This window comes from Dyella flagellata, from assembly GCF_030160275.1.
GTDB classification, from domain to species: domain Bacteria; phylum Pseudomonadota; class Gammaproteobacteria; order Xanthomonadales; family Rhodanobacteraceae; genus Dyella_B; species Dyella_B flagellata.
Genome location: NZ_BSOA01000043.1, coordinates 95,208 through 120,770 on the forward strand (window position 1 = coordinate 95,208; position 25,563 = coordinate 120,770).

Below are 25,563 nucleotides of genomic sequence, written 5' to 3' on the forward strand. Positions count from 1 at the left end.
GGGGCGCCCGTACTTAGAAATAGACCGTTGCGGTAACGGTGGTCTGGTAGGTATCCGGTTTTGGACTCGTTTGGGCCTGCACCTGGCCGTACACCGTGATGGATTGCGCGGCGCCCGTTCCGGTACCACCTACCGTATTGGTGCCTTGCGTATTGCCCCATATCGTGGTGTGGCCGGCGTCCTGGTATAGCTGGAAGCCGATGGTGCTGCCCGTATTGCCGGTCGCGGTGCCGGCGATCAAGCGGCTGGCAACCGTTGAGCCGGACACCGTGCCTGCATCCAGGCCGACGTTATAGGGTGTGGTGTCACTGCATGTAACGGACACCGTCGTCTGCTGATTGATGGCCGATGTCAGCACGCCGGTGGAGCCAAAATTCAGCGGATTGGCCGCGATGCTGCAATTGGCCTGCAGCGTCAGGGTGACAGTGAAAGTCGAGGTACTAGTGCCGTTGCTATAGACAGCTGCGGCAATCGGCAGCGGCAGGGTTGCAGCGATCACAGCAACAGCCAACGCAAAGCACAACAAATGGCGCTTCATGGAGGGCCCCCCCTTAAGTTGCGGAATGATCAAGCAGCATGCCCGTCACGCACAACTTCCACACCGCTTCCTGGGCATGAACGACCTTATCTTTCTCGCATTTACTGGCCGGGTCAAGTATCGCCTGGCGATTGGCAAGTTCGGCCAACTTGACGCCTGCCTTGGCGTTACGCCACTTTCCCATAACTGGACCAAGTCATGCGATGACCACCATGCGACGCGAGATCGCCATCGTCGTTTTTCCCGGTTTTCAACTGCTGGATGCCGCCGGCCCCGTTGCCGTGTTCGAAATGGCGAATCGTTTCCGGCCTGACAGCTACGCGATCAACGTGCTGGCCCCGGCGGGTGGCGTTGTGCGCAGTTCGTCGGGGGTATGCCTGGTGGCTGCCCCGATTGAACAGGGGCGTTTCGATACGGTGATCGTATCCGGCGGCAACATGGCCCAGGTCGAAGAGAGTCAGGCTGGCATCGTGGCCTGGCTCGGCTGTGATGCTTGGCGCCGCACAGCGGGCGTCTGCTCGGGAGCGTTCTTCCTCGCGGCCGCGGGACTGCTCGACGGCCGGCGCGCCACTACGCACTGGGCGGTGGCCGAGCGGTTCCAGTTGCTCTATCCGCAGGTGCGACTGGACGCCGACCGGATGTTCGTCAGGGATGGCAGCGTGTGGACTTCGGCCGGCATTTCCGCCGGTATCGACCTGGCGCTGGCGCTGGTCGAAGACGACCTTGGTCCTGGCATCGCGCGACGCACGGCCCAGCAGCTTGTGGTGCACCAGCGCAGGCACGGTGGACAGTCGCAGTACTCGGTACTGGTCGAGCAGGGCGGTAAAACGGGGCGGTTCGGCGACCTGATCGGCTGGATGCGCGCGCGCATTGCCGAGCCGATGACGGTGGAACGGTTAGCCGAGCGCGCCGCGATGAGTCCTCGGAACTTTTCCCGAGCGTTTGTCACGGAGATCGGTGCTACGCCGGCGAAGGTCGTGGAAGGCCTGCGGCTGGAGGCCGCCCGCATCGCCGTCGAAACCAGCCATCTCAACCTGGACCACATCGCCGCGTCGACCGGCTTCGGCGATTCCAGCCGCATGCGCCGCGCCTTCGTGCGCGCGTTTGGCATGTCGCCCCAATCGCTACGTCGTAGCGCGGGCGCCTGATTGCAGCGCGTAGGGGTGCTCCCGCATTGGCCGTTTTTGTTCGGAAATTGTCCTTGTGGGTGCCGGCCAGGCCGTTCATAAAATGCGCGTCTGCAGGCACTTTAAGAGAATTGGCATGCGCTTGATCCTGTTTGTTGCGGCATGGTTTTTGTGTTTGGGAGCCGCACAGGCCTCGACATCCACCCCGGCTCCGGTGGCCTCCCCCACACGGCTGGACCACATCCTGCTGTGGGGGCGTGGGATCGACCAGGTCACCTCCATCATGGCGGTCAAATTGGGCTTCCAGGTCCGGCCAGGGCACGATCCCGGTGGGGTGGCCAACCGCTATATCCGGTTCTCGGACACCAGTTTCATCGAGCTGCTCGGCATCACCCGGCCCGACCCCAAGTTCGATCCGGGCATGCAAGAAGATCAGCAGGTGCTGAAAGCTGGCCCGGGCTCGCGCAGTTTTGGTTTCCGCTCTTCGTCGCTGGATGCGATCCATCGCTCACTGCAGGCGCAGCACTACGCAGTGACGCCTTTCTTTTCCGGCCCCGATAGTGCGAAGCCGGGCTGGCGCTTGTTCGCGTTCGACCGTGCGCCGTTGTCGAGCAACACCTTTTTTATTGACTATGCCGCCAACTACGCCCCCGACCAGTTCGACCCCGCCAATGCCGGCGACTATCGCGTGACGCGTGAACACCCCAACGGAGCGCGCGAGCTTTCCTCGATATGGCTGGTGTCGAGCGATGCCGATGCTGATCGCAAGCAGCTTGAGAAGATGGGCTTCGGCCATGCTGTGCCAGTGAAGCTACCCGAGCTTGGTGCGAAGGGATTTTGTGTGCCGGTTGGCCCGACCGCGCTATTGGCGTTACAGCCCGATGGCACGGGTCTCGCCGAGCAAATCATGACGAGCGGCGGTCCACGCATTCTGGGCGTGAGCTTCGGGGTGACCGACCTCGGCCGCGCGCAGCGCTGGGTCGAGCGTGGCTACGAGCGCAGGTTGGTGACCTACCGTGGACTATCGGGCGAATCCTTCCTCGCCCCCACCCAGGACGACCTCGGCTTGTCCATTGAATTCCACGCGATGCAGCAGCGCAGCTCGCCTTGTGCGGGTGCAGGCTTGTAACGCATGTGATGCCATTTCAAAGCGCGTAGGCTGGGATGACAATCCCAGCATCGAGATGCCGTGTGGAAAGCTGGGATTGTCATCCCAGCCTACGCGCTTTTTGCTGACCATCATCCATGATGAGCAAACCGAGTCGATCAGCCGGCTGCTTTTGGCGTGTATGAGGTGCACCAACCCTTCGAGCTGACGGCCTTGCCTGGATACAGCTGACACGGCCCATAACCGCTCGCGGCGCCCATATACAACTGGCAATTCGCGCATGCGCTGCCGACTTTGTGCAAGGTGTTGCTGGTCGTGCTGGCATCTTCCACGTAGTTCATGGCCTTCGCCGTCGGATCATTGAGGGTAACGTGCGGCATGCTGAAGGCTTCTGCGAATCGAGGCATGATGCCCAGCCCTAATGCAGTGGCAGTGACGCCTGTTGCGATTTTCAGGAAGTTGCGGCGAGTAGCTTTGTTTTGATCTGCATCAAACATGGGTTCCTCCATCCCGTAACAAGAGTGCAAAGAAAGTACTTCACGTAGATCACACGACTTCGGCTTACATAATCGCGGTTTGTTGTGGCAGAGATTCGCCGGGAAGGGGTTGTCGCATGCCCGGCGTCAAAACGATGCATAAGGTTCTGGGTGTCGCGCACGTGCGACGCCCATCTGTGTTTGTTTTTCTTGCAAACTCATGGAGGGAATATGCTTAGCCGTTGCAACGCTTTTTCCAAAAGGGTGCTCAGTTGCAGTGTGATTTTCATTCCAGTTTTGTTTTGTGTAATCGTTTGCACTTATTTTTTTCCTGACAAGGCACTTGCGGTTCCGGCTTTTGCGCGACAAACGCATCAGGCATGCGCGGCCTGCCACATTGGTGGCTTCGGTCCGCAACTGACACCGTACGGTCGTCAATTCAAGTTGCTTGGTTACACGCTCAAGGCAGGAAGCGATACCAAAGTCCCGCTCGCGTTGATGTTGGTCGAGTCGTATACGCATACTTCCAAGGCGCAAACCGCGCCGCCTGCAAACGGTTTCAACACCAACAACAATACGCAGTTGCAGCAGGCCTCGGTATTTGTCGCCGGACGTATCTCTGATCATATGGGGATGCTCGCGCAGGCCACTTACCAGCAAAGCAGCGGCTTGTTCGGTTGGGACAATAGCGACCTGCGCTATGCGCGTAGCTTGAGCACGGCCAATCACACCGCGATCTGGGGAGTGTCGCTGAACAACAATCCAAGCCTCAGCGATGTCTTCAACACAAGTCCGGCGTGGCAGTTTCCGTATACCTCCTCGAACCTCACGCCCGCTGCGCCGGCCGTACCCATCTTGATGGGCGGGCTTGCCCAGCAGGCTGTAGGCCTGGATGCGTATACGCAGATCGATAGCGCGCTTTATGTGGAAGGGGGCGTTTATCGAACCTTGTCGCCGGCATTCCTGCGCGATGTCAATGCCAGTTACGGTGGGCGTGTGGCCGGTGTGGCTCCCTATGCGCGCCTTGCCTATACCTGGAATCTCGAGAACGGCAATCTTGAACTGGGCGGCTTGGCATTCAATGCCAGGCGTGGTTTGACGGGAGCCAGTTCGGCCGGCCAAACGGTTGCCGTCGCCGGCCCATCAGACAGTTTTCGGGATATGGGCGTTGACGCCAGCTATCAGTTTCTCAACGGCGGCGATCACATCGTCACTGCGAGTGCGCTGTACCTGCATGAGCGAGAGCGGCTTGACGCGACCTATGCATCGGGTGGATCGTCTCACCTGCATGACAGCTTGCATGCCGTGAACCTTGACGCGAGCTATTGGTACCAGAACACCTGGGGCGCCACCTTCGGGGCGTCTTCCAGCGACGGTAGCAACGACGTCATCCGCTACAGCAACAACGGCAGCCCCAATACGGATAGCAGGATGGTCGAGCTGGATTGGAATCCCTTCGGCAAGGCCAATTCATGGGTGGCTCCGTTCGTCAATATGCGCTTGGGCCTGCAATACACCTGGTATACGAAGTTCGCCGGGCTCGTTCACAACATTGATGGCGCGGGTCGTAACGCTGCGGACAACGATACGCTTTACCTCTATTTGTGGATGGCCATATAGCCACTTGGGCTGGAGTGTGAACTCCAGCCCAGAGAGGGAAAACGGGGGATTCCAGGCATGCGCCAATACGGGTGCCTGAACGCAGCTTGTCAGAAGTCCGCGCGCAAGCTGAGGTTGAAGCGGGTGTCGTCGCGGAAGTAGCCCTTGGGTACGCTCAGTCCATTGGTATTGACGATTTCCCGGGTCTTGAACGTCGAATTCAAGATGTTGGCCGCCTGCAGCGATATCTTCAGGTGGTCGGTAAGCGCATAGATCAGCGAAGCGTCCAGGCGGCCCTGCGAAGCGGCCATGACCGGCAGGAACGGATAGTCCGCCTCGAAGCCGGTAATCAGGTACTTCGAACGCCAGTTGTAAGCAAGACGCGTGGACAGCGGGCCTTTTTCGTAATACACGGTGAAGTTGTAGGTATTACGGGACAGCTCGTACGGCGGCAGCTTGAGCTGGTTGACGCACTGCGTGGCCGGCGCGTAGCTGGTGGGGCAGAAGTTGACCGAGCCGTAACTCAAGCCGCGTGGTCTGATGTACGTGTAGTTCATCTGCGTGCCGAAACCGGACAGCCAGCCGGGCAGGAAATCGTATTTCTGCTGATAGGCCAACTCCGCGCCGGCCACGCTGCCTTGCTTGTTCAAGTTGGCCAGGCCCGTGGTGTACTGTTCGGGATAGCTCACGCCATTGTTCGTTACCGTCGTGTCGACCACGCTGGTAATGGTCTGGATAGTGTTGTTCAACTGTTTGTAGAACAACATACCGGATACGGAGCCGGCATTTCCGAAATACCACTCCTGAGTCAGGTCGAAGTTGTGCGCCGTGATGGGCTTGAGGTACGGATTGCTGCCGCTGAAGCCATTACCTACCGTCGGCACCGTGCTGCCATTGGTGCCATAGGGCAGTAGCCCGCTGACCGACTGACCCGCCTGAAGCTGGTTGAGCGTTGGCCGATAAACCGACTCGGAGAAGGCGAAGCGGGTGATCAGGTCGCTGCTCCAGCCCACCGACAAATTGAAGCTGGGAAGCCAGTTGCTGTAGGAGTTGCGGGCGGTGATCGGGGTGTACGCGCCATTGGCGAAAGTCATGTACTGCTGTTGCTGCGCCGGAGTTAGTGCGCAGAACGTACCCGGCGACGGTGTTGCGCCGCCCTTGGTTTGATTCAGGCAGTACTGGGCGATGCTGACCCCGTTGAGGATTGCCGACTGGTTCGGCAGGATCAGGTAGCCCGCTGCGTCATCCTGGGTGCGTACATAGCGCAAGCCCACATTGCCGCTGATCTGCAGGCCGCTGAGGAAGTCGGTGTTGTCGTTGCCGAAATTCAACCGCACGTAGGCGGCGTTGGTCTTCTCCTGGTTGGAGGCGACTTCCTGCGGCAGGTAGAACGTGCCGGGAACAAAAACATCGCCCGCCACGTATTGCGGGCGCTCGTAGAGGGTGTAGTACTGGCCGACACTGCCAGGCGCGTTGATGGCTTTGGCCTGGCCGTTGATCTGCTGGATGATGGCGGCAGCCTGGTGGAACTGCGTGAGCGGATTGAGGTTGAAGTAGGGCGCGACAATGCCGCCAAAATCGCCATTGCTGAAACCCGGCAGATTGAGGTTGTACAGGGAAGTGACGCCAGGGGTGTTGGCGACGGTTACCGCGTTCTGTCCGTACGGAAAGCTGATGGACTCGTAGTTGTACGCCGAGTTTTGCACCACTTCGCGCTGGTCGGAGTGGCGGACGCCGAACTGCAGGTTGTCCAGGAAACCGGAGTCCACGTCGAAGGTGCCGTCCAGGCGCAGGGTGCGCTGGTTGCCCCAGGAGTTGGCGAAATGATCCTGCGCCGCCGCCCAGTAGGTGTTGTTGGGATCGGTGAAATACTGCGCTGTCGTCTCATTGCGATTGGGCGAAAGCAGGCTGACACTGGGCACGTTGTTGCCGTGCAGGGCGATATCCCAATTGGCCTGGGTCAGCTGGCGGATGTAGTAATAAAAGTTGTTGAAATTGGATTTCGTGTCCTGCACATCGGCGCTCAGGTGCAGACGATCGTTGACGTTCCACTTCAGGTTGAAGCTGTAGTCGTTGGTAATGTAGCGGTTCCTGTATGCGGTGCTGTCGAGCTGCGTCTGTACGCCGCCATAGGTGATGGGCAGGAAGCTCGATGAACCCGGGGCGCCGCCGATGATGCCCGACTGGAATACGCCGTTGGCATCGTAAGTGGGCGTTGCGCCGGCTACCGGGACGGCGCAGCCAGCGAGCGATTGGCCAAAGGCGCAGCCATCCGTCGAAGCTTGCAGGGTGTGCTCGTAGGTGGTTTCCGTGTCCGAGGCGCGATCCCACTCCAGGGTGGCCTGCCACGCCTTGTCAGGGCTTTCCCACTGGGTGGAAAGCACGTGTCCGAAGCGCGTGCTGGTTTCGTCCTGGACGCGCAGATCGGCGCCGACCGGCACGTAGGCGTATTGGCCCGGCGCCAAGCCGGGATAGCTGTCGGTTCGGCCATTGGGAAGCGAGCAGCCATCGCATCGCCGCTGGAAATCGACCAGTGAAATCGCGTTGTCCTGCTGCTTGATGCGGTCGTAGGCCAGGTTGAGCAAAACCCCGAAGCGACCGATCTGGGTGTTCCAGTTGTGGCTGAACAAGCCGGCAATCTGCGGCGTGCCCTTCTTGTCCAGGCTGCCCCAGTAACTGCCCAGGGTGATGGATGCCTGTGTATCCTTCTTGCTGTCGAAAGGCTTGCGCGTATTGAGGTCGATCGAGCCGGCGATGCCACCTTCGATCATGTCCGCTGTCTGGTTCTTGCTCACCACGACCGAGCCGATCAACTCCGGCGACACGGTAAAGAAGTTCAAGCCCTGGCCGCCGCCGGCGGAGAACACCTCGCGGCCGTTGAACAGCGTGCTGGTGTAAGGCAGTCCCTGCAGGCTGATGTCAGCGCCCTGGATCGAGAAGTGGTCCGGGTCAGCAGCGACGCCAAAGGCGCTGACGGCTACGCCCGGTACACGCTGCAGGGCTTCGGTGACCGAGGTGTCGGGCAGGGAGCCGGCGTCCTGCGCTGAAATCGCATCGACCACCGTATCGGCGTAGCGCTTGATCTCTTGCGCGCGGTTCAAGCTGCTGGAGTAACCATTGACGGTCAGGCCGCTGAGCAGTTTGGCCTCCTTCTCATTGGCCGTCGTGGTGGCGTCCTTCTTCTTGTTCGCAGCCTTCGAGTCGGCAGCTGCGGTTTGATCCTTCGACTGCGGCGCGGGCTGCTCCTCTTGCGCATGCAGTTGTCCGGCGGCAAACAGTGTCATCGCGATCGCGAAGGACAGCCGGCACGGCTGGCTGGCACTGCGCGCATGCGAAATGGATGGCTTCTTCATTCCTGAATCTCTCCCCATGTTCAGTGAATACTCGCCGCCGGTCGCCTGACACGATCCCGCGAGCGAGCGGTGAAGCTGCCGTAAAGCGCATCGCGGCGTCCTCCTTGGAGGCGCCCCCCTTATTCCCCTTGCGATGCGCGCCGCGGCACGCGGGCTTTTGCCCTCGACGCACGCTAGTCAAATGTACCAGCGCTGTCAATAGAAAATACCAGCGCTGGTATTTTTGATGCCTAAGGATGAAATCCGGGTGGTTGCGCGCCTTGCGCATGGGGTAGCATGGGTCACCGCGAATCACCCACGGGTTGGGGCTACATGCCTGCGAGAATCGAAGACGTTGCTGCGCACGCCGGCGTATCCACCAAGACGGTGTCCCGTGTCCTCAATGGCCATCCGAGCGTGCGCGCCACGCTGCGCACGCGGATCGAGGCCTCGATCCGCGCGCTCAATTACGTGCCCAACCCCGCGGCTCGCGGCCTCGCGGGAAACCGCTCCTATCTGATCGCGCTGCTCTACGACAACCCGACGGCCAGTTCCAGCTACATCATGGAATTGATCGTGGGCATGCTGCAGGCATGCAACGGCACGCCTTACAACGCCGTGCTGCACCCCTTCCATGCGGCGGACGACCTGGCCGCGCGGATCGACGGCTTCGTGGCGACGCACCGCCCGGACGCACTGGTGCTGGTGCCGCCCCATGCGAACAACGCCAAGCTGCTGCAACGCCTAGATGAATTGGACATACGCTATTCGACGATTTCCTCGAAGTTGCGTCAGTCGCGTATCGACATAGGCTTCGATGAGCGCAGGGCGGCGGCAGATATCATCGAGCACCTGCTTTCGCTCGGGCACCGGCGGATCGCCCACGTCAGCGGGCTGAAAGGACACGGTGCGCAAGTCTGGCGGCTCAACGGCTATCGCGATGCATTGCGCAAGGCTGGCATCGAGTACGACGAATCGTTGGTGGTGGAGGGGGATTTCACTTTCGCATCGGGCGCGGCCGGCGCCAAAGCGCTGCTCAGTCGGCGGCGTCCGCCCACGGCGATCTTCGCGGCGAACGACGACATGGCTTGCGGCGTGGTGCGCGAAGCCTACGAACGCGGGCTGGCCATCCCTGACGACCTGTCGGTATGCGGCTTTGACGACACGCCGGTGTCGCAGTTGATCTCGCCCGGTCTGACAACGGTGCGCCAGCCCTGCCGCGAGATCAGTTGCCTGGCCGTCGAAAGCGTGTTGCAGTCGATCCGTGACCCGGCCATGAGCTTGAAGGCGCGCGTGCCCTATCAGATGCAACTGCGCGCATCCACGGCCAAACCCGCAAAGCCGTAGGATTTGCTCCGCGCCGTCGGTTAGGCTCGCCATGAGTCTGACCCACGGCTTCACGGAGATGCGAAGGCAGTGACCGACGACACAGCCGAAACGGCGATGCACGGATTCCCGCAAGCGGGGGCGACCGCCGCGGCCGCCATGAACGTGCGCCAGGTCGGCTGGCCACTCATCCTGGTGTATGGCATGGCCTATACGGGCCTGTGGATGGCGCTGCTTCCGCCGATCCTGACGGGTTTGACGATGCGCGTGCGCGAGCTTGCTCCGGCGCATGCGGCCGGGAGCCTGTCGCTGGTGGTAGGCGTGGGCGCGCTGATGGCCTTGTTCGGTAACCCGTTCTTCGGCCGCCTTTCGGATCGCACCATCTCGCGTTTGGGCATGCGGCGGCCTTGGTTGATCGCTGGCGCCTTGGGCGGGGTAGTGGGGCTGGCGGTCATTGCGACGGCCGCTTCGGTTTCGCAACTCCTGCTGGGCTGGTGCATTACGCAACTGGCCTACAACGCAGAACTGGCCGCGCTGGCGGCGATCTTCGCCGACCAGGTTCCTGCGTCGCAGCGTGGCACGGTGTCGGGCATCGTGGGCATCAGCTTGCCGGTGGGCATGATCAGTGGGACTTACCTGGTGCAGGCCCTCGCGTATTCCACGCTCGCTGTGTTCCTGGTGCCGGCCGCTATGGCCTTGGCCAGCGCATTCATCCTGGCCTGGATACTGCCCGATCACCGATTGGCGGTGGCGCAGCGAGCACGCTATGGATGGCGCGAATTCCTCGGCAGCTACTGGATCCATCCGCTGCGTTTCCCCGACTTCGCCTGGGCTTGGAGCAGCCGTTTCCTGCTTTTTGCCGGTGTGGCGGTGCTGATGACTTATCAGGGGTTCTACCTGATCCACCAGCTGGGCTGCGCGCCGGCCGAAGTGCCGCGTCGGATTTTCCTGTCCACCCTGGTGCAGTCCTGCGCGGTGGCGCTCTTCAGTGCATTGGGCGGTGGCTTGTCCGATGCCGTCGGACGGCGCAAGGTGTTCGTGTTCGGTGCGGCGCTGGTATATGCCCTGGCCTTGCTGATGATCGCCTTCGCCACTTCGTATGCATGGTTTCTCGTGGGTATGGCGGTCACCGGCGCCGGGCAGGGCGTGTACCTTGCCGCCGATCTTGCGCTGGTGACCGACGTATTGCCGGAGCGTGAAACTCAGGCAGCCGGTAACCTCGGCATCTTCAACATCGCCAACGTTATGCCGCAGTCGCTGATGCCGGCCGTAGCTCCGGGCATCCTGTTGGCGAGCGGTGGGAGTTATGCGGTGCTGTTTGTCGTGGCGGCCATCCTGGTCGTGCTGAGCGCCTGGACCATCCTGCCGGTGCGGGGCGTGCGCTAAAGCTGCTTCCCTGACTCGACGTAGGCTGGGATGAAATCCCAGCTTTGCTTGCGAGTTCCCGATGCTGGGATTTCATCCCAGCCTACATGACCGCCGTCACGGAAAAATGACAGCGCTTGTATTTTCATTTTGACAGCGCTTGTACTTTTGACTCCGGCGCGCCACAACAACCAGAAACTACCGGCGGCGACTGTCCCCACACGGCTGCGTTCAAGCGTGCCGTGAGCGCCCATTCCCATCGTTTGGCAGTGATTTCACCTAGAGCAAAGGAGACAGTCCATGCAAAAGAGCAAGGCTTCAACGGTTTGGTCCAAGCTGGCTTTGAGTTCGCTGGGCACCTCGGTCTGCGCGGCGCTTTCCACGACCGTGTTGACGGTCGCGCCGGTACAGACGGCGTCTGCGCAAACAAGCTGTGCTGCGGCCTGGAGTGCTTCGGCCGTCTACACGCAGGGCCAGGTCGCCAGCGAGAACGGCATCAATTACGTGGCCAACTGGTGGACGCAGGGCAATGACCCGGCCACCAACAACGGTGGCGCCGGCAGCGGCCAGCCGTGGACGTCGCAGGGCAGTTGCGGAAGCTCGCCGGCTCCCACACCAACTCCTGCCCCGGCACCGACACCCACGCCAACACCGGCGGAGAGTTACGGTGCCACCGACGAGGCCGGCGGGGTGGTGCAGTTCTATGCCGACGGCGGCGCCTGGGCCGACCTCCATTACACCCTCGCCGGTGGCAGCCAGCTCAACGTTCGCATGAGCAATAGCGGCACCGACAACACCTACCAGGTTTCCGGCCTCAGCAATGGCGAACAAGTCAATTACTGGTTCACGATCGGCCAGAGCGACGGATCGGCAGTGAATACGCCCAGCCAAACGTTGACCTATGCGGCGCCGACGCCCACTCCTACGCCGACACCCACGCCATCGGGCCCGGTGTTTCCCGCCGCAGGCACCACCTTCAACCTGGTCAACGGCACCAACGGCACCTATGCCGACAACCAGGTGTACTGGACCATGGTCGGCCAGGATCCCGCCCACCCCGGCACGTTCGTGCACGTCGATTGCGCCGGCGACCTCATTCCCATGGCGCCAGGTGACAACGGCGCGCAGAGCAAGAGCGGCCAAAGCTACGCCGACTACTCGATCCCGTTCTCGCAGTGCAAATCGTTCACCGTGCCGCAGATCCTTTCGGCGCGCATCTACTTGAGTGTGGGCAGCCCGATGTACATCCAGGCGGTAGGCAATCCGGTGTACGGCTACACCGGCCCGAACATCGACAATCCCAGCGATCCCAACCTTGATGTGACCTTCGACTTCGTGGAAGTGAACATCAACGCCAGCAACTTTTACGGCAATACCACGCGGGTCGACCAGTTCGGCATGCCGGTTCGCCTGGAGCTGCAGGATCCCAGCGGCTACGACCACACCGTGGGCGAAACCGAATCTCGCGCGGCGCTGTTCCAGGAGTTCGTGGCGCAGGTGCCGCAGCCCTTCCAGTCGCTGGCCCAGATCCAGGCGCCGTATCGAATCGTGGCACCGGCGCACGGCAGTTTTGGCGCTGGCGGCGCCCAGGCCACTTATCTGGACAGCTACATCCAGTCCATCTGGAACCAGTATCGCAGCCAGTCCTTGGTGTTCACCGATGCCCAGGGCACCTTCACCGGCAACGTCGTCGGCAACCAGTTCGTGTTCACGGATGGGCAAGGGACGTACTACATCAACAATGTGCCGACTACGCAGGAAGTGCTGCTGGGCAACGGCGTGTTCAACGACGCCAGCAACGCCGCGGCAGGCGTTGCGACGGCCAAGCAATTGCAGATTCAGGCGCAGGTGGATGCCGCGTTGAATCGCCACATAGCGGAAAACGCGGCCGAGTGGGACACGTCGGGGGACTTCTACAACAGTGCACCGACCAACTCATACTCCGCGTTCTGGCATGCGCACAGTATCAATGGGCTCACCTACGGTTTTCCGTATGACGACGTGCGCGGTTTCAGCTCCTCGCTGATCGGTACCAATCCCACGGTAGCCACCATCACGGTGGGCTGGTAAGGGAGCATGGGAAGGCCTCGCGCGACGGGGCCTTCCCGCAACGGTATCAGCGCGCCCTGCTCATCAGAACGAACCCACTGGAGCGGCAGAAAATAGCTTCTGTTCTGCCTGATCACCGGCCCTGAGGCGGTCAAAAGCTTGCCGTAGATCATCAATCAGGTCGTCGGGTTCTTCCAGTCCGATATTCAGGCGTACCAAGCGCCCCTCATAGCCTCGATTCGGCCGGCGCAGATCCGGATAGACCATGGCCAGCGAAGCGGTGCCGCCCCAGCTGAAGCCCTTGCGGAATAGCGTAAGGCTGTCCACGAACGCCGAAACCTTCTCACGCGAGACCTTCGATTCGAGTACGAACGAGAAGACGCTAGCGGAGCCTTTGAAGTCACGCTTCCAAATTTCGTGGCCGGGGCTATCCGGCAATGCTGGGTGCAGGACTGTCTCGACCTCGGCGCGGTCTTGCAACCACTTCGCGACCTTCAGCGTGCTCGATTCCAGCCGCTCAAGGCGGATGCCCATGGTTTGCAACCCGCGCAGGGCAAGGCTGGCGTCGTCCGGCGACACCGCCATGCCAAGCTGGCTCCAAATCGAGCCAAGCTTTTCGTAGAGTGCGGCGTTGGCCACCGATACAGCGCCAAGGAGAAGATCACTATGGCCACCCACATATTTGGTGAGCGCCTGCACGCTTACATCCACGCCATGATGAAAGGCGTCAAACAACACGCCAGCGGCGTAGGTATTGTCGAGCGCCACCGGTACACCACGTGCTTTGGCCGCAGCGACGATGGCGGGTACATCTTGGACCTCCATCGTCACTGACCCCGGACTTTCCGTCCAGATCAGCGCGGTGTTGGGTCGAATCAAAGCAGCGATTCCCGATCCGATCGCCGGATCGTAAGTCTCGATTTCGATCCCCAATCCCTTCAGCAGTCCATGGGCCAATTCCTTGCTCGGCCCATAGGCGCTGTAGGGCACCAGACCATGACTGCCTGCCGTGCAGAAGGCGAGATAGACGACCGCGATGGCTGCCTGGCCGCCCGGGACGACGAAGCAGTAATGCGCGCCGTCAAGCTCGGCAATCCGCGCTCCGAGTTCGAGCACCGTCGGACTGCCATAGAGCCCATAGGTGTAGCCGTGAGCCTCCTGCCGCCATTCATCGGCGATGTCGGCCGTCTTCTCGAACAGCACCGTCGAGCCACGATAGATGGGCGTCACCAGTGAGCGGAAACCACCGGGGGCGTGGGATGAGGGATGCAGCAGTTTTGAACGCCAGTGCACGGCTTTCTCCAGGTAGGTACGGCCATGCTAAACAATTGGTAGAATGCACGTGCTGCATTTTATTCAGTGACCCATGAAAGATATGCACGTCAGCCTGCGTCGCCTCGATCTCAATCTCCTGCTGGTTTTCGATGCCTTGTTCCGGCACCGCAGCGTGGCCGCCGCCGCTGATGAGTTGTCGATGAGCCCATCCGCGTGCAGCCACGCGCTTTCCCGCATGCGGGATGCTTTATCGGATGAGTTGTTTGTCCGCTCCGGCAGCACGATGCAGCCCACGGCACAAGCCCAGCTGATGGCCGATGGCATAGGCGACGCTCTTCGTATCCTTTCGGATCGACTGGGTAGTTCGGCACCGTTCTTACCGGCAAGCAGTACCCAGACCTTTGTGTTCGCGGCGACTGACTACACCGCCTATGCTCTACTGCCCGCACTGATCGCCAGGATCGAAGGACTTGCTCCCCATCTTCGCGTCAAGGTGATCTATGCCACCCATCAGGATTCGCTGGGTGAGATGAAAGAAGGGAGAATCCACTTCGCACTGGGTGTATCCCATGATCGCGTTGCCGCGCATGAGGGTGTTGAAGTCCTCGACTGTTACACCGACGACTACATAGTTGCCGCCCGCCACGACCATCCGCGGGTTGCGGGCTCACTTTCGCTCGAACAATACCTGGCTGAAAGGCATGTCGCTGTGCTGCCGTGGAGTGACTCCGGCAGTGTGATCGATGCAGTGTTGGCCCGGCAGGGGATACAACGGGATGTTGCCGTGCAGTTGCCGAGCTTGATGGCAGCCCCTTTCCTCGTTATGCGTACGGACCTCCTCATTACCTTGCCTCGACGAGCGGCACTCCAGTTCAGCAAGGTCGCCCATCTACGGCTGCATGCCGCTCCCTTCGAGACACCTCGCTATACGCTCAAGATGTTCTGTCACGCGCGCCACCAGAGCATGCCCGGGCACCGGTGGCTGCGCGAGCAGATGAGACTGGCCTTGAGCGAAGAACTGGACGCTGAACTGGAGTAGTTCGGTAGCAACACCAAGCAAAACGGGACCGGTCCAGGATGCCCCCATCTGCTCTATACGCCGTTCAATCCTTGGCTCATGGCAGCGCATCCAGATGCATTTGTTTCAGGAATGGATCGTAGATCGCCTGCGCTTGAGGGCCGGACAAACCGGAGATCGGGCCGTCCTTGTCGCGGACACCGATACTCAGCACGTAGCGATCCTTGAGCAGGGCCGTCACAACTGTGAGCGCCTCGCGGTGTGTCATATCTCCTTGACAGCTTGCGCACAACATCGCAAGACTAGTCGACGGCGGTCATGAAGCTTCGCTATCAGCTGATGCGCAGCGGGCCAAGGACAAGGCCAAGGGGCGGGACGGAATATTCAGGGGAAAAAATATGTCATTGCGTTGGCTATGGCTGTTGCCGTTGGTCGTGCTGCTTGGTGGTTGCGCTACCGACAAGAATATGAGTGACTCCAAACAGTTACCTCCCGGGACCGGCGTAATGGTCGCCAATCTCCGGGTCAGATCGCTCGGCGGTGTGGCGTACCCGCCTGTCACGATCAACTTCGACAAAATGCATGGTGTATCCACTTCGAAAATTATTGCGTTGCCCGCACGTAATAATCTCATCGTGATGCAGCTTCCCGCGGGAGACTACAGCTGGACCAGTGTCCATATAGGCGACCTGTCCGGTTCAACGTCTTATCGCATGCCTTTCACGGTCGAAGCGGGAAAGATCAACTACGTCGGTGACGTGTTGCTGTTACTGGACAGTTACCATCTAAAAAGGGCCAACGGCAGCGGCATTCCCGAACCTAGCTACAACTTCTTCATAAAGGACCTTTCGGCGAGCACGCTCCCCGGCGTAGCGTCCACCTATCCGGAGTTGTGGCGCGCCTATCCCGTGGTGACGCACTTGACGCAAGATTTTCGGCGCAAAGAGTCAACTCCCTCGATTGATGTTCTCCATTTGTCGAAGTAGGCGCTGCCGTTAGTGCCCATGAAGGGCCTGGTTAACGACGCGACGACATGTGGACGTCCCCGCGCGTTCTAAATCAAGAATGTGCCTGCCTGTCCGCGCGTGACACGCGTACCGGTATCGATTTGTAAGACGGTGTGCCGCTCGCTTTGTCGATGTAGTCGAGCGGCACCAGGCAATTGCCTTCCGGGTAGTAGGTGGCCACCGCACCTCGGGCGATCTTGTAGGCAACGGCGATGACCTTGCTCAGGCAGCGTTCCTGGCCCTGGCCGAAGGCGGTTTCCACCCGAATTTCGTCGCCTTCCTGGATACCCAGTGCGGCGAGGTCGGCCTCGTTCATGAATACGACGTCACGACGGCCGAAAACGCCGCGATAGCGGTCATCGAGCCCGTAGATGGTGGTGTTGTACTGGTCATGGCTGCGTAGAGTGGTGAGCTTCAGGATCGTCGGATCGGTGCGGGTAGGATCTTCTTCCAGGCCGTGGAAGGGCAGGAACTCAGCTTTGCCTGACGGCGTGTTCCAAATGCGCTCCGTGGGCGGCAGCGGCAGCCTGAATCCTCCTGGATGACGGATGCGTTCGTTGTAGTTCTGAAAATCGGGAAAGACCGATTCGATCGCGTCGCGAATCCGATCGTAGTCGGCGATCAGCTCCATCCACGGCACGCGGCTATTCGGCAACGTGGCGGCAGCCAGGCCGGCGACAATGGCCGGCTCCGATCGCAGCGCTTCGGACGCCGGCGTCAGCTTGCCGCGCGACGCATGCACCATCGACATGGAATCTTCCACCGTCACCGCCTGCGGACCGCTCGCCTGCATGTCTCGCTCGGTGCGCCCCAGGCAAGGCAACAAGAAGGAGTGCTTGCCGGTGAGCAGATGCGAACGGTTGAGCTTGGTGGCGACGTGTACCGAAAGTTCCAGTCGCCGCATCGCGGGAAGGCACGCCTCCGGATCGGGCAAGGCCACGGCAAGATTCCCACCCAGGCATAGCAAGGCTTTCGAACGGCCGTCGACAATCGCCTGCATCGCCGCGACGGCATCGTGACCGTGTGTAGCCGGCGGTCGGAAACCGAAGGTCTTTTCGATCCGGTCCAGCATCGCCGCGGTGGGCTTTTCCGTAATACCGACGGTGCGATCGCCTTGCACATTCGAATGCCCGCGCAATGGACAAATACCCGCGCCCGGCTTGCCGAAATTTCCGCGCAACAGCAACAGATTCGCGATCTGCTGTACGTTCTGGGTCCCCATGCTGTGCTGGGTCATGCCCATGCCGTAGGTGACGATGGTGGCATTCGACTTGGCGTAAGCATCGGCAACGGCGCGCAATTCCGCTTCGCTCAAACCGGATATGGCCACGATCGCCGACCAAGTTGTCGCGTGCAGATCGGCGGCAAGGGCTTCGAAACCGTTGGTGTGGGCGCGTATGAAAGCGTGGTCGAGGATGGTGGAATTCGGTCCGGCGGCAGCATCCATCTCGAGCAGCGCTTTCATGATGCCCTTGAGCGCGGCCGCATCGCCACCGACCTTGACTTGAAGATAGGTCGACGCAATCGGCGTCGAACCAAGCGTGGCCATCTCAAGCGGGTCCTGCGGATCGGCAAACCGTTCCAACGCACGCTCGCGCAGCGGATTGAATACGATGATGGGTGCGCCGCGTCGGGCTACTTCGTGCAGCGTGCCCATCATGCGCGGATGGTTGGTGCCTGGATTGTGGCCCATGGCGATGATCAGTTCGCAGTGGTCGAAATCGTCCAGCGACACCGTACCCTTGCCGATGCCTATCGATTGCGGCAAGCCTACGCTGGTCGCTTCGTGGCACATGTTCGAGCAATCCGGGAAATTATTGCTGCCCAATTCCCGCGCAAAGATCTGATAGAGAAAGGCTGCCTCGTTGGACGCTCGTCCCGAGGTATAGAACTCGACCCCATCCGGATTCGCCATGCCGCGCAGGATCTCGCCAATGCGCGCAAAGGCTTCGTCCCAGCCGATCGCCTCGTAGATATCCTTCTGGGCGTTGTAAACCATGGGATGCGTCAGTCGCCCCTGGTCCTCCAATTGATAGTCGCTCCAGGCAAGCAGGGAAGTGACGGTATTCTTAGCGAAGAATGTCGGTGGCACACGCTTGGTGGTGGCTTCCCAGGTAACGGCCTTGGCGCCGTTTTCGCAGAACTGGAAAGTCGAGGTGTGCTTTTTGTCCGGCCACGCACAACCTGGGCAGTCGAATCCCTCCGGTTTGTTGGTGCGAAGCAGGGTTGCTGTCGCTTCGCCGGCTTCCATTTGCTCGCGCACGGCCCGCGCCGTTGCGCGTAATGCACCCCACCCACCGGCGGGACTTTCGTAAGGGCGAATGCCTGGAATCGATTTATCGGCCATGACGCTACCTTTAAAGTGCTCAAGCCCAGCGGTACAAGGCTGCATGCGATGTTAGCTCGCAAGCGTGCATTTGTACCGAAGGCAGTGTTGTCGTCATTCGAAAACGGTCGCAGCCAGCTTAGCTCCATGCTCAGCTAATGGGTCGTGAAATTCGGCCGTAGCGTTGGAGAAATGCCGTGCCCAGCTTCCAGGGATAGCCTGCCTTGAAAACGAATAAGACTTAGCTACGCACAGTCGAACAAGGTCATGAATCCGAAATCCATATGCAGCTGCATATGGCAGTGAAACAGCGATAGCCCGCGCTGATCAGCGGTGAAGTCGATATCCATGCTCTGGTAGCCGCCGAGCATCGCTACGTCCTTGATCAAGCCGCCGATGGGTTGGCCGGCGATGCGGGTGATCTCGAAACTGTGCCGATGCAAATGCATGGGATGGATATCGTCACTGGCGTTGTGCATACGCAGCCGATAGCGCTTGCCGTACTTCAGATGAAATATAGGCTTCATGGCTTGCATGTCGAAGGCCACGTCGTTAATGGTCCATCGGTTGAAGCCGTTGATGGCGGCGTTCTGCTTGGCGAACGTCATCTCGATGATTTCGTCCGGCTCGGCCGATTTGGCATTGGACAGCGCGAAGCGCCGGTAATCCCAGGCGTAGGGCGACGGTTTGATCCATTGCGGTTTGCCGCGATGGCCGGCGTACTCCACCACGATGCCCATGCCATGGCCGCGGTCGTCATCATCGAGATCGCCCAGGATCCATGTGCCGGGATGGTTCATTTCGACCATGGCACTGATACGCTCGGCGGTGCCGATCCACAGTACCGGTACCTCGGCAGGGTGGGGCACCGGGTTGCCATCGAGCGCTACCACCTTGAACGTATGCCCGGGTAGCGCAAGGCTGCGGATCTCGGTCGCGCTGCCGTTGAGCACATGCAACAGCAGCCGCTCGCCGGGCTTGACCCGAATCGGTTCGCCGGACCCAAGCATGCGGCCATTGATGGCGAAGGCCTGATAGCCCACTTCGTAGCCCTTGGCCTTGCCGCTCGCCAGCGACGCTTTCATGGCCGACTCGCCGCGCTCTTCCAGCGAAGGCTCGCGCTCGCTCGGGCGCAGGAAATCCATCGCCATGTCGCCGCCCTTGCTGAAGTAGGGATCGAACTCCTTCAGTACCAGAAAGACTTCCTGGTCATAGCTGCCCGGTTCATGGCGCGGCTCGATATACACCGGGCCCACCTGGCCGCTGTACTGCCCCAGGGTCAGATCGCTGCCGGCGACAACATGCGTGTGATAGAAACGGAATCCCGACGGACCGGGCACGAACGACAGGCGGCGCATGCCGTGTGGCGCAATGTAGGGCGAGCCTTCCTCGGCCGCGCCATCGATAGCCATCGGAACGGCCTGTCCGTGCCAGTGCAATTGCTCGGGAACGGCTGTGTCGTTGTAGACATCGACCACGACCCGCTGTCCTTCCTTAAGGCGGATCAGCGGACCAGGAAATTGGCCGTTGTAGGTGGTGGTGGACACGATGTGATCAGGGGCCAGTTCCACCAGGCTACGCGCGATGCGCAGTGTGTAGTCGGCTTTGCCTTGCGGTACAGCGGCTGGCGCCATTGACGTTGCGGCCAGGGAGTTGGCGCGCCCCAAGACAGGCAATCCTCCCGCCAAGGCGGCCAAACCGCCAAGCTTCAGGAAATCACGACGATCGATCGGCATGAGGCGTCCTTGGCGGCTGGTGGGATAGGAATGATAGGTGGGCGTTCTTGTAGAGCTTGCTCGCGACTCGTTCGATCATCCAACGATGTGCGTCATCATAGCTACCCGTTGGCCCGGAAATGCTGTGCTGCCAACAAATCGATGTAATGCCTTGCCGCGCACATTGCCCTGCGTTTGGGCTGTCTCGACAGCCATTTGGCCGTTTTTTGCCATCGAACCGCTATAAGACCAGTGCAAGGTAGTGGGCTGCTTCGACACGATGCGAATTTGATGCAAGCCTTTGCCGCGTAGGGCTGTTTCCACATCACAGGGGGGAGTATCCGTGCAACGACGTCAATTTCTGCGTTATGCAGGGAGCACGCTCGCCATTGGCTCAACCGCCACGCTCGCTGGTTGCGCCCGGCAAGCCGTCGTCCCAAACGCGAAACCAGTGGTTCCACCGACAGTCGCGCAGCTGGATACGAGCGTCGCCGAGCTGGTGCCGGTCCGGGCGCAGGTGGACCGCATCACCGGCGTCTACGTTTGCACCCGTCCTTTCCGCGCAGCGGGACCGCGTATCGAACTGGAAAAGCTGGGCCGCAAGGCCATCGTGCATAACTACGGGCATGGTGGCAGCGGTTGGTCGTTGTCGTGGGGTTCGAGCGCGCTGGCCGTGGACATGGCGCGGGCCACTGGCGTGCGCGAGTTGGGCGTCATCGGCTGCGGTGCGCTGGGACTGACTTCGGCCCTGCTGGCCCAGCGTGCCGGGATGTCGGTGCGCATCTATGCCAAAGCGTTGCCGCCCGATGTGTTCTCGATGCGCGCCAGCGGCCTGTGGACACCGCACTCGCGCATTTGCGACGCGCAACACGCCGCGGATTTCGGCGATCGCTGGGAAACCATGGCGCGCACCTCCTATGCCATGTACCAGAGCATGCTGGGCCTGCCCGGCGATCCGATCGAATGGATCGACGGCTATCACCTGCTCGATGCGGCGCCGGCTCAACCAAGCGAGGCGGTTTCCGACGAGCCGGACTACGGCGACTTGAGTGATCGCATCAGCGATCTCGCGCCGAACTCCGTCACCCTGCCGGTGGGCAGTACGCCTTTCCAGCAGCCAGTGCGGCGTTTCAGCATCATGATGTTCAACATCACCAGCTACGCACGCATGCTGATGTCTGATTTCCTGCTGGCGGGCGGCAAAATCGTCGTGCGCGAGTTCACCCACCCGCGCCAATTGCTGGCACTACCCGAACGCACCTTGATCAATGCTACCGGTTACGGTGCCAGGGCCCTGTTCAGCGACGAGTCGATCATTCCCATACGCGGTCAGACCGCGCGCCTGATCCCGCAGCCCGATGTGAATTACGCGCTCAATACCAGCCACCTCAGCATGGTGCCGCGCCGCGACGGCCTGCTGGTGCAGGTGATCGGGGATACGGGCAACTTCAACAATAGCGACCTTACGCCCGATCGCGCCGCCTCCGAGGCCGCGGTGCGACAGCTCGCCGATATCATGGCGACGATGCGCCGCACCTGAGAGGGCTCATCATCTACTCGTCAGTTGTCTGGACCATGCATGCGGTCAAGCAGCCAGGGCAGGGTGATGGCGAGCAGGTAGTACTTGGACGCAAAGAACTTGTTGCCTAGAAATTTGCGATGCGCGTCCAGCCAGGCTGGCGCGCCCGGCATGACCTCGCGCGCCTGTTCGGCAAAGTTGCGAACCTGATCGTAGCGCCGGCTGGCCAGCCCGCGCAGATCAAAACGGAAACTGCCCTTGGATTGCACGTAGGGCAGCTCCTTGAAATGCCGCGCGATGTACTTGCGCATCAGCACCTTGTTCACGCCACCCGGGCCGATCAGCTCATCATCGGCGACGTGATGGAAAACCAGGTCGCGCAATCGTTCGTCGCAATAGGGGAAGGCCAGCCTGAGCGACATGGCCTTGGCGATGTACATGCATTTGGCGAGCTGCCCCGATTCCACGATGGTGAGCGCAATGCGGCGTACCGCTTCCTTGGATTTCGCCGCGTCGATGTCGGGGCGAAATGGCTTGAGGCGCTGCCGTGAGCGGTCCGCGATCGTGCAGCCGAACAAGGCATCCACTTCCGCATCACTAAAACGCGAGCCGGGAAAGAACCGCTCGAAAGTATCCATCTGCAAAGTCGAAAGAAAGAAGCAGAGCTTGAAGTGACGGCTCACCAGGCTCGACGTGAACAGCTTTTGCGGTAAACGCAGGCCGCGCGCCAGCAGCCGGAGCAAGCGCTCCCTGTTGTGCAAAGGAGCCCCGAAATATTCGTCCGCGCCCAGGCCGTCGATGATGCCGTCGCCACCCCGGGCATGAACTTCCGTCGCCAGATCGGCATAGGACAGTAGGGCAAAATCGGCGGTAAGCAAGGGGATGCGCGGCAGCATCGCGAGGTAACGATCGTAGGCGCGCTCCGGTTCGCACACCAGCGTCTCGTGGCGCAAGCCAAGTTTTTTTGCGACCAGGCGCGCCGACGGAACTTCATCTTCCTCGCTGCCGCCCAGGTAGGTGAAGCAGATGGTGTCGGGGCGCGCCTCGGCCAGCGCGATGGCCAAGGTGGTGGAATCCTTGCCGCCGCTTTGAAACAGCCATGGAGCCTGCATGTTTGCCGTAGCGTGAGTGATTGAATCGCACAGCAGGCGGTGATAGGACTCAAGCAACTCGTTTTCGTCGACCGTCCCGGGCGGAGGGCGAGAAGGCGCCAAAGCCGATTGGAACCGGTAGTGATACCGCGGATCGCCGTGCATGTCCTGCGCCGGGTCGAAACCGGTCCCAGCCAGCTTCACATTCCGATAGATGGAATGCGGCGGATAGACAAACGAATTTCGCATCAGGTCGGCGAGTGAAACCGGATCGAGCCGGAAATCGCCACCTTGGAGCCGATCGAGCGGCGAGAAGTCGATTTCGCGTAGATAAGGCGAAGTGCCGATCTGGACGTTCAAACGACCGCGGGGGCCGGGGCTCAAGGCAAAGTTCGTGGCTCCCATGGCGCTCTCGTCGATTTGGGAATCTCTCATGGCTCAACCCCCCAACCGTTTCCTCGTTTTTCTTGGCTGCGGTCGAGGAACCCAGCACTGCAGTGTTGAATGAAGTGGGACATGAGTGGGTTGCGCCGTTGCTCGTTTTTGGTTGCCGCGCGCAAATCACGAGCGTCCCTGCGGGTTGGTATCGGGCAAGCACGCGCACAGCCGGTTAGGTGAATGAGCTTAGCCAAAGCAATGTCTACGCGAGAGCAATGTAGGGTGACGGTAGCTATGAATATGGCTAACCCGGCATGTTGGGGCTGCACCATATACGTCTGGCTGCGTGTAGGCTGGGATGACAATCCCAGCTTTCTGTCTCGCATCCCGATGCTGGGATTGCCATCCAAGCCCACGTGCTAAGGATGCTTGTTCAGAGTGGCGTGCAGCGCTTCGGCAAGCTGCCGAATGGTGAAGGGTTTGGCCAACAAATGAATGTGCTTGTGGCTTTGTGTGGCGCGTTCGACGATATCGGGCGCATAGCCGCTCATCAGCAATACCCGAAGCTCCGGAAATCGTCCTGTCATCGCGTCTGCCAGCTGCACGCCGCTGGATCCTGGCATCACTACGTCGGTGAGCAGGATGGAAACTTCCGGGTGCGCCTCCAGCACGCGCTCGGCAGCCTCGGCATTTTCGGCTTGGAGCGCGCGGTAGCCAAGTTCTTCCACCGCCGTAGTCACAAAGACACGGACTTCGGCGCTATCTTCAACGACCAGCACTGTGTTGGGTAGCGCCGCAACCAGACTATTACGGCCGGCGACTGGTGCGGGCTCGGCTTTTTCAGCGCGCGGCAAATAGAGCTTGACGGTGGTGCCAACCCCCACCTCGCTGTAAATCTTGGTATGCCCCTTGGACTGGGCCAGAAAACCATGGATTTGAGCAAGCCCAAGACCTGTGCCTTTCCCCACCGACTTGGTGGTGAAGTAGGGCTCGAAGACCTTGTGCAATACCTCCTGGCTCATACCGTGGCCGGTATCCGATACCGACACCATCACGTATTCGCCCAAAGCTACCCCTTCATTCTGCCTGACGTAGCTCTGATCGAGATAGGCGTTGGCGGTTTCGATGGTGAGTTGTCCGTGCCCCTCCATCGCGTCACGGCTGTTTACCGCGAGGTTGAGAATGGCGCTGGCCAACTGGGGCTGATCCACAAAAGCAGGCCACACGCGTTCGCCAAGCATGAGTTGAAGGGTGATGTTCTCGCCCAGCGTCCGGCTGAGGATGGTGAACATCTCTTGCACACATTCATTTACGTCAATGGAAGTGGGATGCAGAGCCTGCCGCCTTGAAAAGGCGAGCAGCCGTTTGGTCAACTCAGCGGTCCTGCTGGCCCCTATCAGCGCATTGTTGATGAACTTGTCTGCGGTGTCGGCTCCCAGGGGAAGCCGGCGCTGTGCCATTTCCAGGTTGCCCACGATGATGGCAAGCATGTTGTTGAAGTCGTGGGCGATTCCTCCCGTCAACTGTCCAAGGGCCTCCATCTTTTGTGCTTGACGGAGCTGGGCTTCGGTGGCTTGCTGATGCTCCATCTGCTCTTTGAGTACCGCGTTTTTGAATTGCATTTCGTAACGTTGTTGCACCTCCCTGCGAATCACCAAAATGGCGAGAAGGAGCGCCAGCAGGGTGGTGGCGATGATCACCCCCAGAAGCTGCTGCTGCCATTGGTGGGCGCGCTGCAAGTTCGCTGCTTCCCGCTTTGTTTCGTACGCATCCAATTGCATCAAGAGCTGGCGGACTTGATCCATCAGATGAAGGTCGTAACCTGCTTTTGCGGCGGCCAGCGCGGATGCCTGGTCATTGGCTCCGCGTAGCTCGATGGTGTGCGCAAGCACAGCCATCTTTTTCGCTACGACCGCATCGAGCTTGTCCAGGAGCTTGCGCTGGATCGGATCATTGGCAATCAGCGAGCGAAGTTCCGCCTGGGTATCAGGAAGTTGCCTTCGAACTCGAAGGTAAGGTTGCAAATAGTCGGCCTCGCCAACCAGCAAGTAGCCGCGTTGGCCGTTTTCGGCATCGCGCATCTCGCCGAACAATTCTCCAATGGCCTGTCGGATTTGCATGGACTGGTTCAACTGTGCATTGGCATGACGACTGTTGACGGAGGCGATCGTGGCCAAGGCGCAGGCCGCCAACATGAGCAGGAGCCCGGCCCAGATTTCCGGGTGCACAGTTTTTTTCTTAGGATGGCTTGGCATGCCGCAACATCCAGTTCAATCGCGAATTTCGCCGGTCGATGCGTGGGTGCTTCGCCGCA

General features: G+C 60.5%; 19 protein-coding genes. 9 read left to right on the top strand and 10 right to left on the bottom strand.

Annotated features, from left to right (window positions below; genetic code table 11):
* Positions 1 to 13: 13 nt before the first annotated feature.
* Positions 14 to 538 carry a Csu type fimbrial protein gene (locus QQJ96_RS17225; protein ID WP_284333258.1) on the bottom strand — a complete coding sequence of 175 codons (525 nt, stop codon included), beginning with the start codon at positions 536 to 538 and terminating at the stop codon, positions 14 to 16.
* A 203-nt stretch (positions 539 to 741) separates the two neighbouring features.
* On the opposite strand from QQJ96_RS17225, the gene QQJ96_RS17230 reads away from it, so the two are divergent.
* Together QQJ96_RS17230 and QQJ96_RS17235 are read left to right on the top strand one after the other, a co-directional pair.
* The gene (locus tag QQJ96_RS17230; protein ID WP_284333259.1) at positions 742 to 1,686 is read left to right on the top strand and encodes a GlxA family transcriptional regulator; all 945 of its coding nucleotides are present in this window, start codon (positions 742 to 744) and stop codon (positions 1,684 to 1,686) included.
* Positions 1,687 to 1,801: 115 nt separating this feature from the next.
* Entirely contained in the window at positions 1,802 to 2,794 is a 993-nt protein-coding gene (locus QQJ96_RS17235) for a VOC family protein (RefSeq protein WP_284333260.1), read from the top strand.
* A gap of 137 nt (positions 2,795 to 2,931) precedes the next feature.
* On the opposite strand, the gene QQJ96_RS17240 is transcribed toward QQJ96_RS17235, so the two are convergent.
* Complete coding sequence (locus QQJ96_RS17240; protein ID WP_284333261.1) at positions 2,932 to 3,180, bottom strand: high-potential iron-sulfur protein; 249 nt, start codon at positions 3,178 to 3,180, stop codon at positions 2,932 to 2,934.
* A gap of 216 nt (positions 3,181 to 3,396) precedes the next feature.
* Positions 3,397 to 3,771, bottom strand: a complete 375-nt coding sequence (locus QQJ96_RS17245) for a hypothetical protein (protein ID WP_284333262.1) — start codon at positions 3,769 to 3,771, stop codon at positions 3,397 to 3,399.
* Between QQJ96_RS17245 and QQJ96_RS17250 the strand changes: the two genes are divergently transcribed.
* Positions 3,748 to 4,869 carry a cytochrome C gene (locus QQJ96_RS17250; RefSeq protein WP_284333263.1) on the top strand — a complete coding sequence of 374 codons (1,122 nt, stop codon included), beginning with the start codon at positions 3,748 to 3,750 and terminating at the stop codon, positions 4,867 to 4,869. The two genes, QQJ96_RS17245 and QQJ96_RS17250, sit on opposite strands and share 24 nt — an antisense overlap.
* 89 nt (positions 4,870 to 4,958) lie before the next feature.
* On the opposite strand, the gene QQJ96_RS17255 is transcribed toward QQJ96_RS17250, so the two are convergent.
* Positions 4,959 to 8,201, bottom strand: coding sequence for a TonB-dependent receptor (locus QQJ96_RS17255; protein ID WP_284333264.1), 3,243 nt, complete (start codon positions 8,199 to 8,201; stop codon positions 4,959 to 4,961).
* A 312-nt stretch (positions 8,202 to 8,513) separates the two neighbouring features.
* Here QQJ96_RS17255 and QQJ96_RS17260 point away from each other — a divergent pair, with 312 nt between their 5' ends.
* The 3 genes from QQJ96_RS17260 (at position 8,514) to QQJ96_RS17270 (ending at position 12,941) form a co-directional block, all read left to right on the top strand.
* Complete coding sequence (locus tag QQJ96_RS17260) at positions 8,514 to 9,527, top strand: LacI family DNA-binding transcriptional regulator (protein WP_284333265.1); 1,014 nt, start codon at positions 8,514 to 8,516, stop codon at positions 9,525 to 9,527.
* Positions 9,528 to 9,596: 69 nt separating this feature from the next.
* Positions 9,597 to 10,892, top strand: coding sequence for an MFS transporter (locus QQJ96_RS17265; protein WP_284333266.1), 1,296 nt, complete (start codon positions 9,597 to 9,599; stop codon positions 10,890 to 10,892).
* Between the two features lie 279 nt (positions 10,893 to 11,171).
* Entirely contained in the window at positions 11,172 to 12,941 is a 1,770-nt protein-coding gene (locus QQJ96_RS17270) for a beta-1,3-glucanase family protein (RefSeq protein WP_284333267.1), read from the top strand.
* 63 nt (positions 12,942 to 13,004) lie between these two features.
* Here the strand turns inward: QQJ96_RS17270 and QQJ96_RS17275 are convergent, their stop codons facing one another.
* Entirely contained in the window at positions 13,005 to 14,213 is a 1,209-nt protein-coding gene (locus QQJ96_RS17275; protein WP_284333268.1) for a cystathionine beta-lyase, read from the bottom strand.
* A gap of 73 nt (positions 14,214 to 14,286) precedes the next feature.
* Here QQJ96_RS17275 and QQJ96_RS17280 point away from each other — a divergent pair, with 73 nt between their 5' ends.
* Positions 14,287 to 15,234: a LysR family transcriptional regulator gene (locus tag QQJ96_RS17280; RefSeq protein ID WP_284333269.1), complete on the top strand. Its 948-nt coding sequence runs from the start codon at positions 14,287 to 14,289 to the stop codon at positions 15,232 to 15,234.
* A gap of 76 nt (positions 15,235 to 15,310) precedes the next feature.
* Here QQJ96_RS17280 and QQJ96_RS17285 read toward each other — a convergent pair whose 3' ends face one another.
* The gene (locus QQJ96_RS17285; RefSeq protein WP_284333270.1) at positions 15,311 to 15,481 is read right to left on the bottom strand and encodes a hypothetical protein; all 171 of its coding nucleotides are present in this window, start codon (positions 15,479 to 15,481) and stop codon (positions 15,311 to 15,313) included.
* Between the two features lie 130 nt (positions 15,482 to 15,611).
* Here QQJ96_RS17285 and QQJ96_RS17290 point away from each other — a divergent pair, with 130 nt between their 5' ends.
* On the top strand, positions 15,612 to 16,199 hold the full coding sequence (locus tag QQJ96_RS17290; protein ID WP_284333271.1) for a hypothetical protein: 588 nt from the start codon (positions 15,612 to 15,614) through the stop codon (positions 16,197 to 16,199).
* A 73-nt stretch (positions 16,200 to 16,272) separates the two neighbouring features.
* On the opposite strand, the gene QQJ96_RS17295 is transcribed toward QQJ96_RS17290, so the two are convergent.
* Positions 16,273 to 18,567: an FdhF/YdeP family oxidoreductase gene (locus tag QQJ96_RS17295; RefSeq protein WP_284333272.1), complete on the bottom strand. Its 2,295-nt coding sequence runs from the start codon at positions 18,565 to 18,567 to the stop codon at positions 16,273 to 16,275.
* A 224-nt stretch (positions 18,568 to 18,791) separates the two neighbouring features.
* Entirely contained in the window at positions 18,792 to 20,282 is a 1,491-nt protein-coding gene (locus QQJ96_RS17300) for a multicopper oxidase family protein (protein ID WP_284333273.1), read from the bottom strand.
* Between the two features lie 322 nt (positions 20,283 to 20,604).
* Here QQJ96_RS17300 and QQJ96_RS17305 point away from each other — a divergent pair, with 322 nt between their 5' ends.
* Positions 20,605 to 21,801 carry an FAD-dependent oxidoreductase gene (locus QQJ96_RS17305; RefSeq protein ID WP_284333274.1) on the top strand — a complete coding sequence of 399 codons (1,197 nt, stop codon included), beginning with the start codon at positions 20,605 to 20,607 and terminating at the stop codon, positions 21,799 to 21,801.
* Positions 21,802 to 21,821: 20 nt separating this feature from the next.
* On the opposite strand, the gene QQJ96_RS17310 is transcribed toward QQJ96_RS17305, so the two are convergent.
* Together QQJ96_RS17310 and QQJ96_RS17315 are read right to left on the bottom strand one after the other, a co-directional pair.
* Positions 21,822 to 23,306: an asparagine synthase-related protein gene (locus QQJ96_RS17310; RefSeq protein ID WP_284333275.1), complete on the bottom strand. Its 1,485-nt coding sequence runs from the start codon at positions 23,304 to 23,306 to the stop codon at positions 21,822 to 21,824.
* A 362-nt stretch (positions 23,307 to 23,668) separates the two neighbouring features.
* Positions 23,669 to 25,504, bottom strand: a complete 1,836-nt coding sequence (locus QQJ96_RS17315) for a CHASE3 domain-containing protein (protein WP_284333276.1) — start codon at positions 25,502 to 25,504, stop codon at positions 23,669 to 23,671.
* Between the last annotated feature and the right edge of the window lie 59 nt (positions 25,505 to 25,563).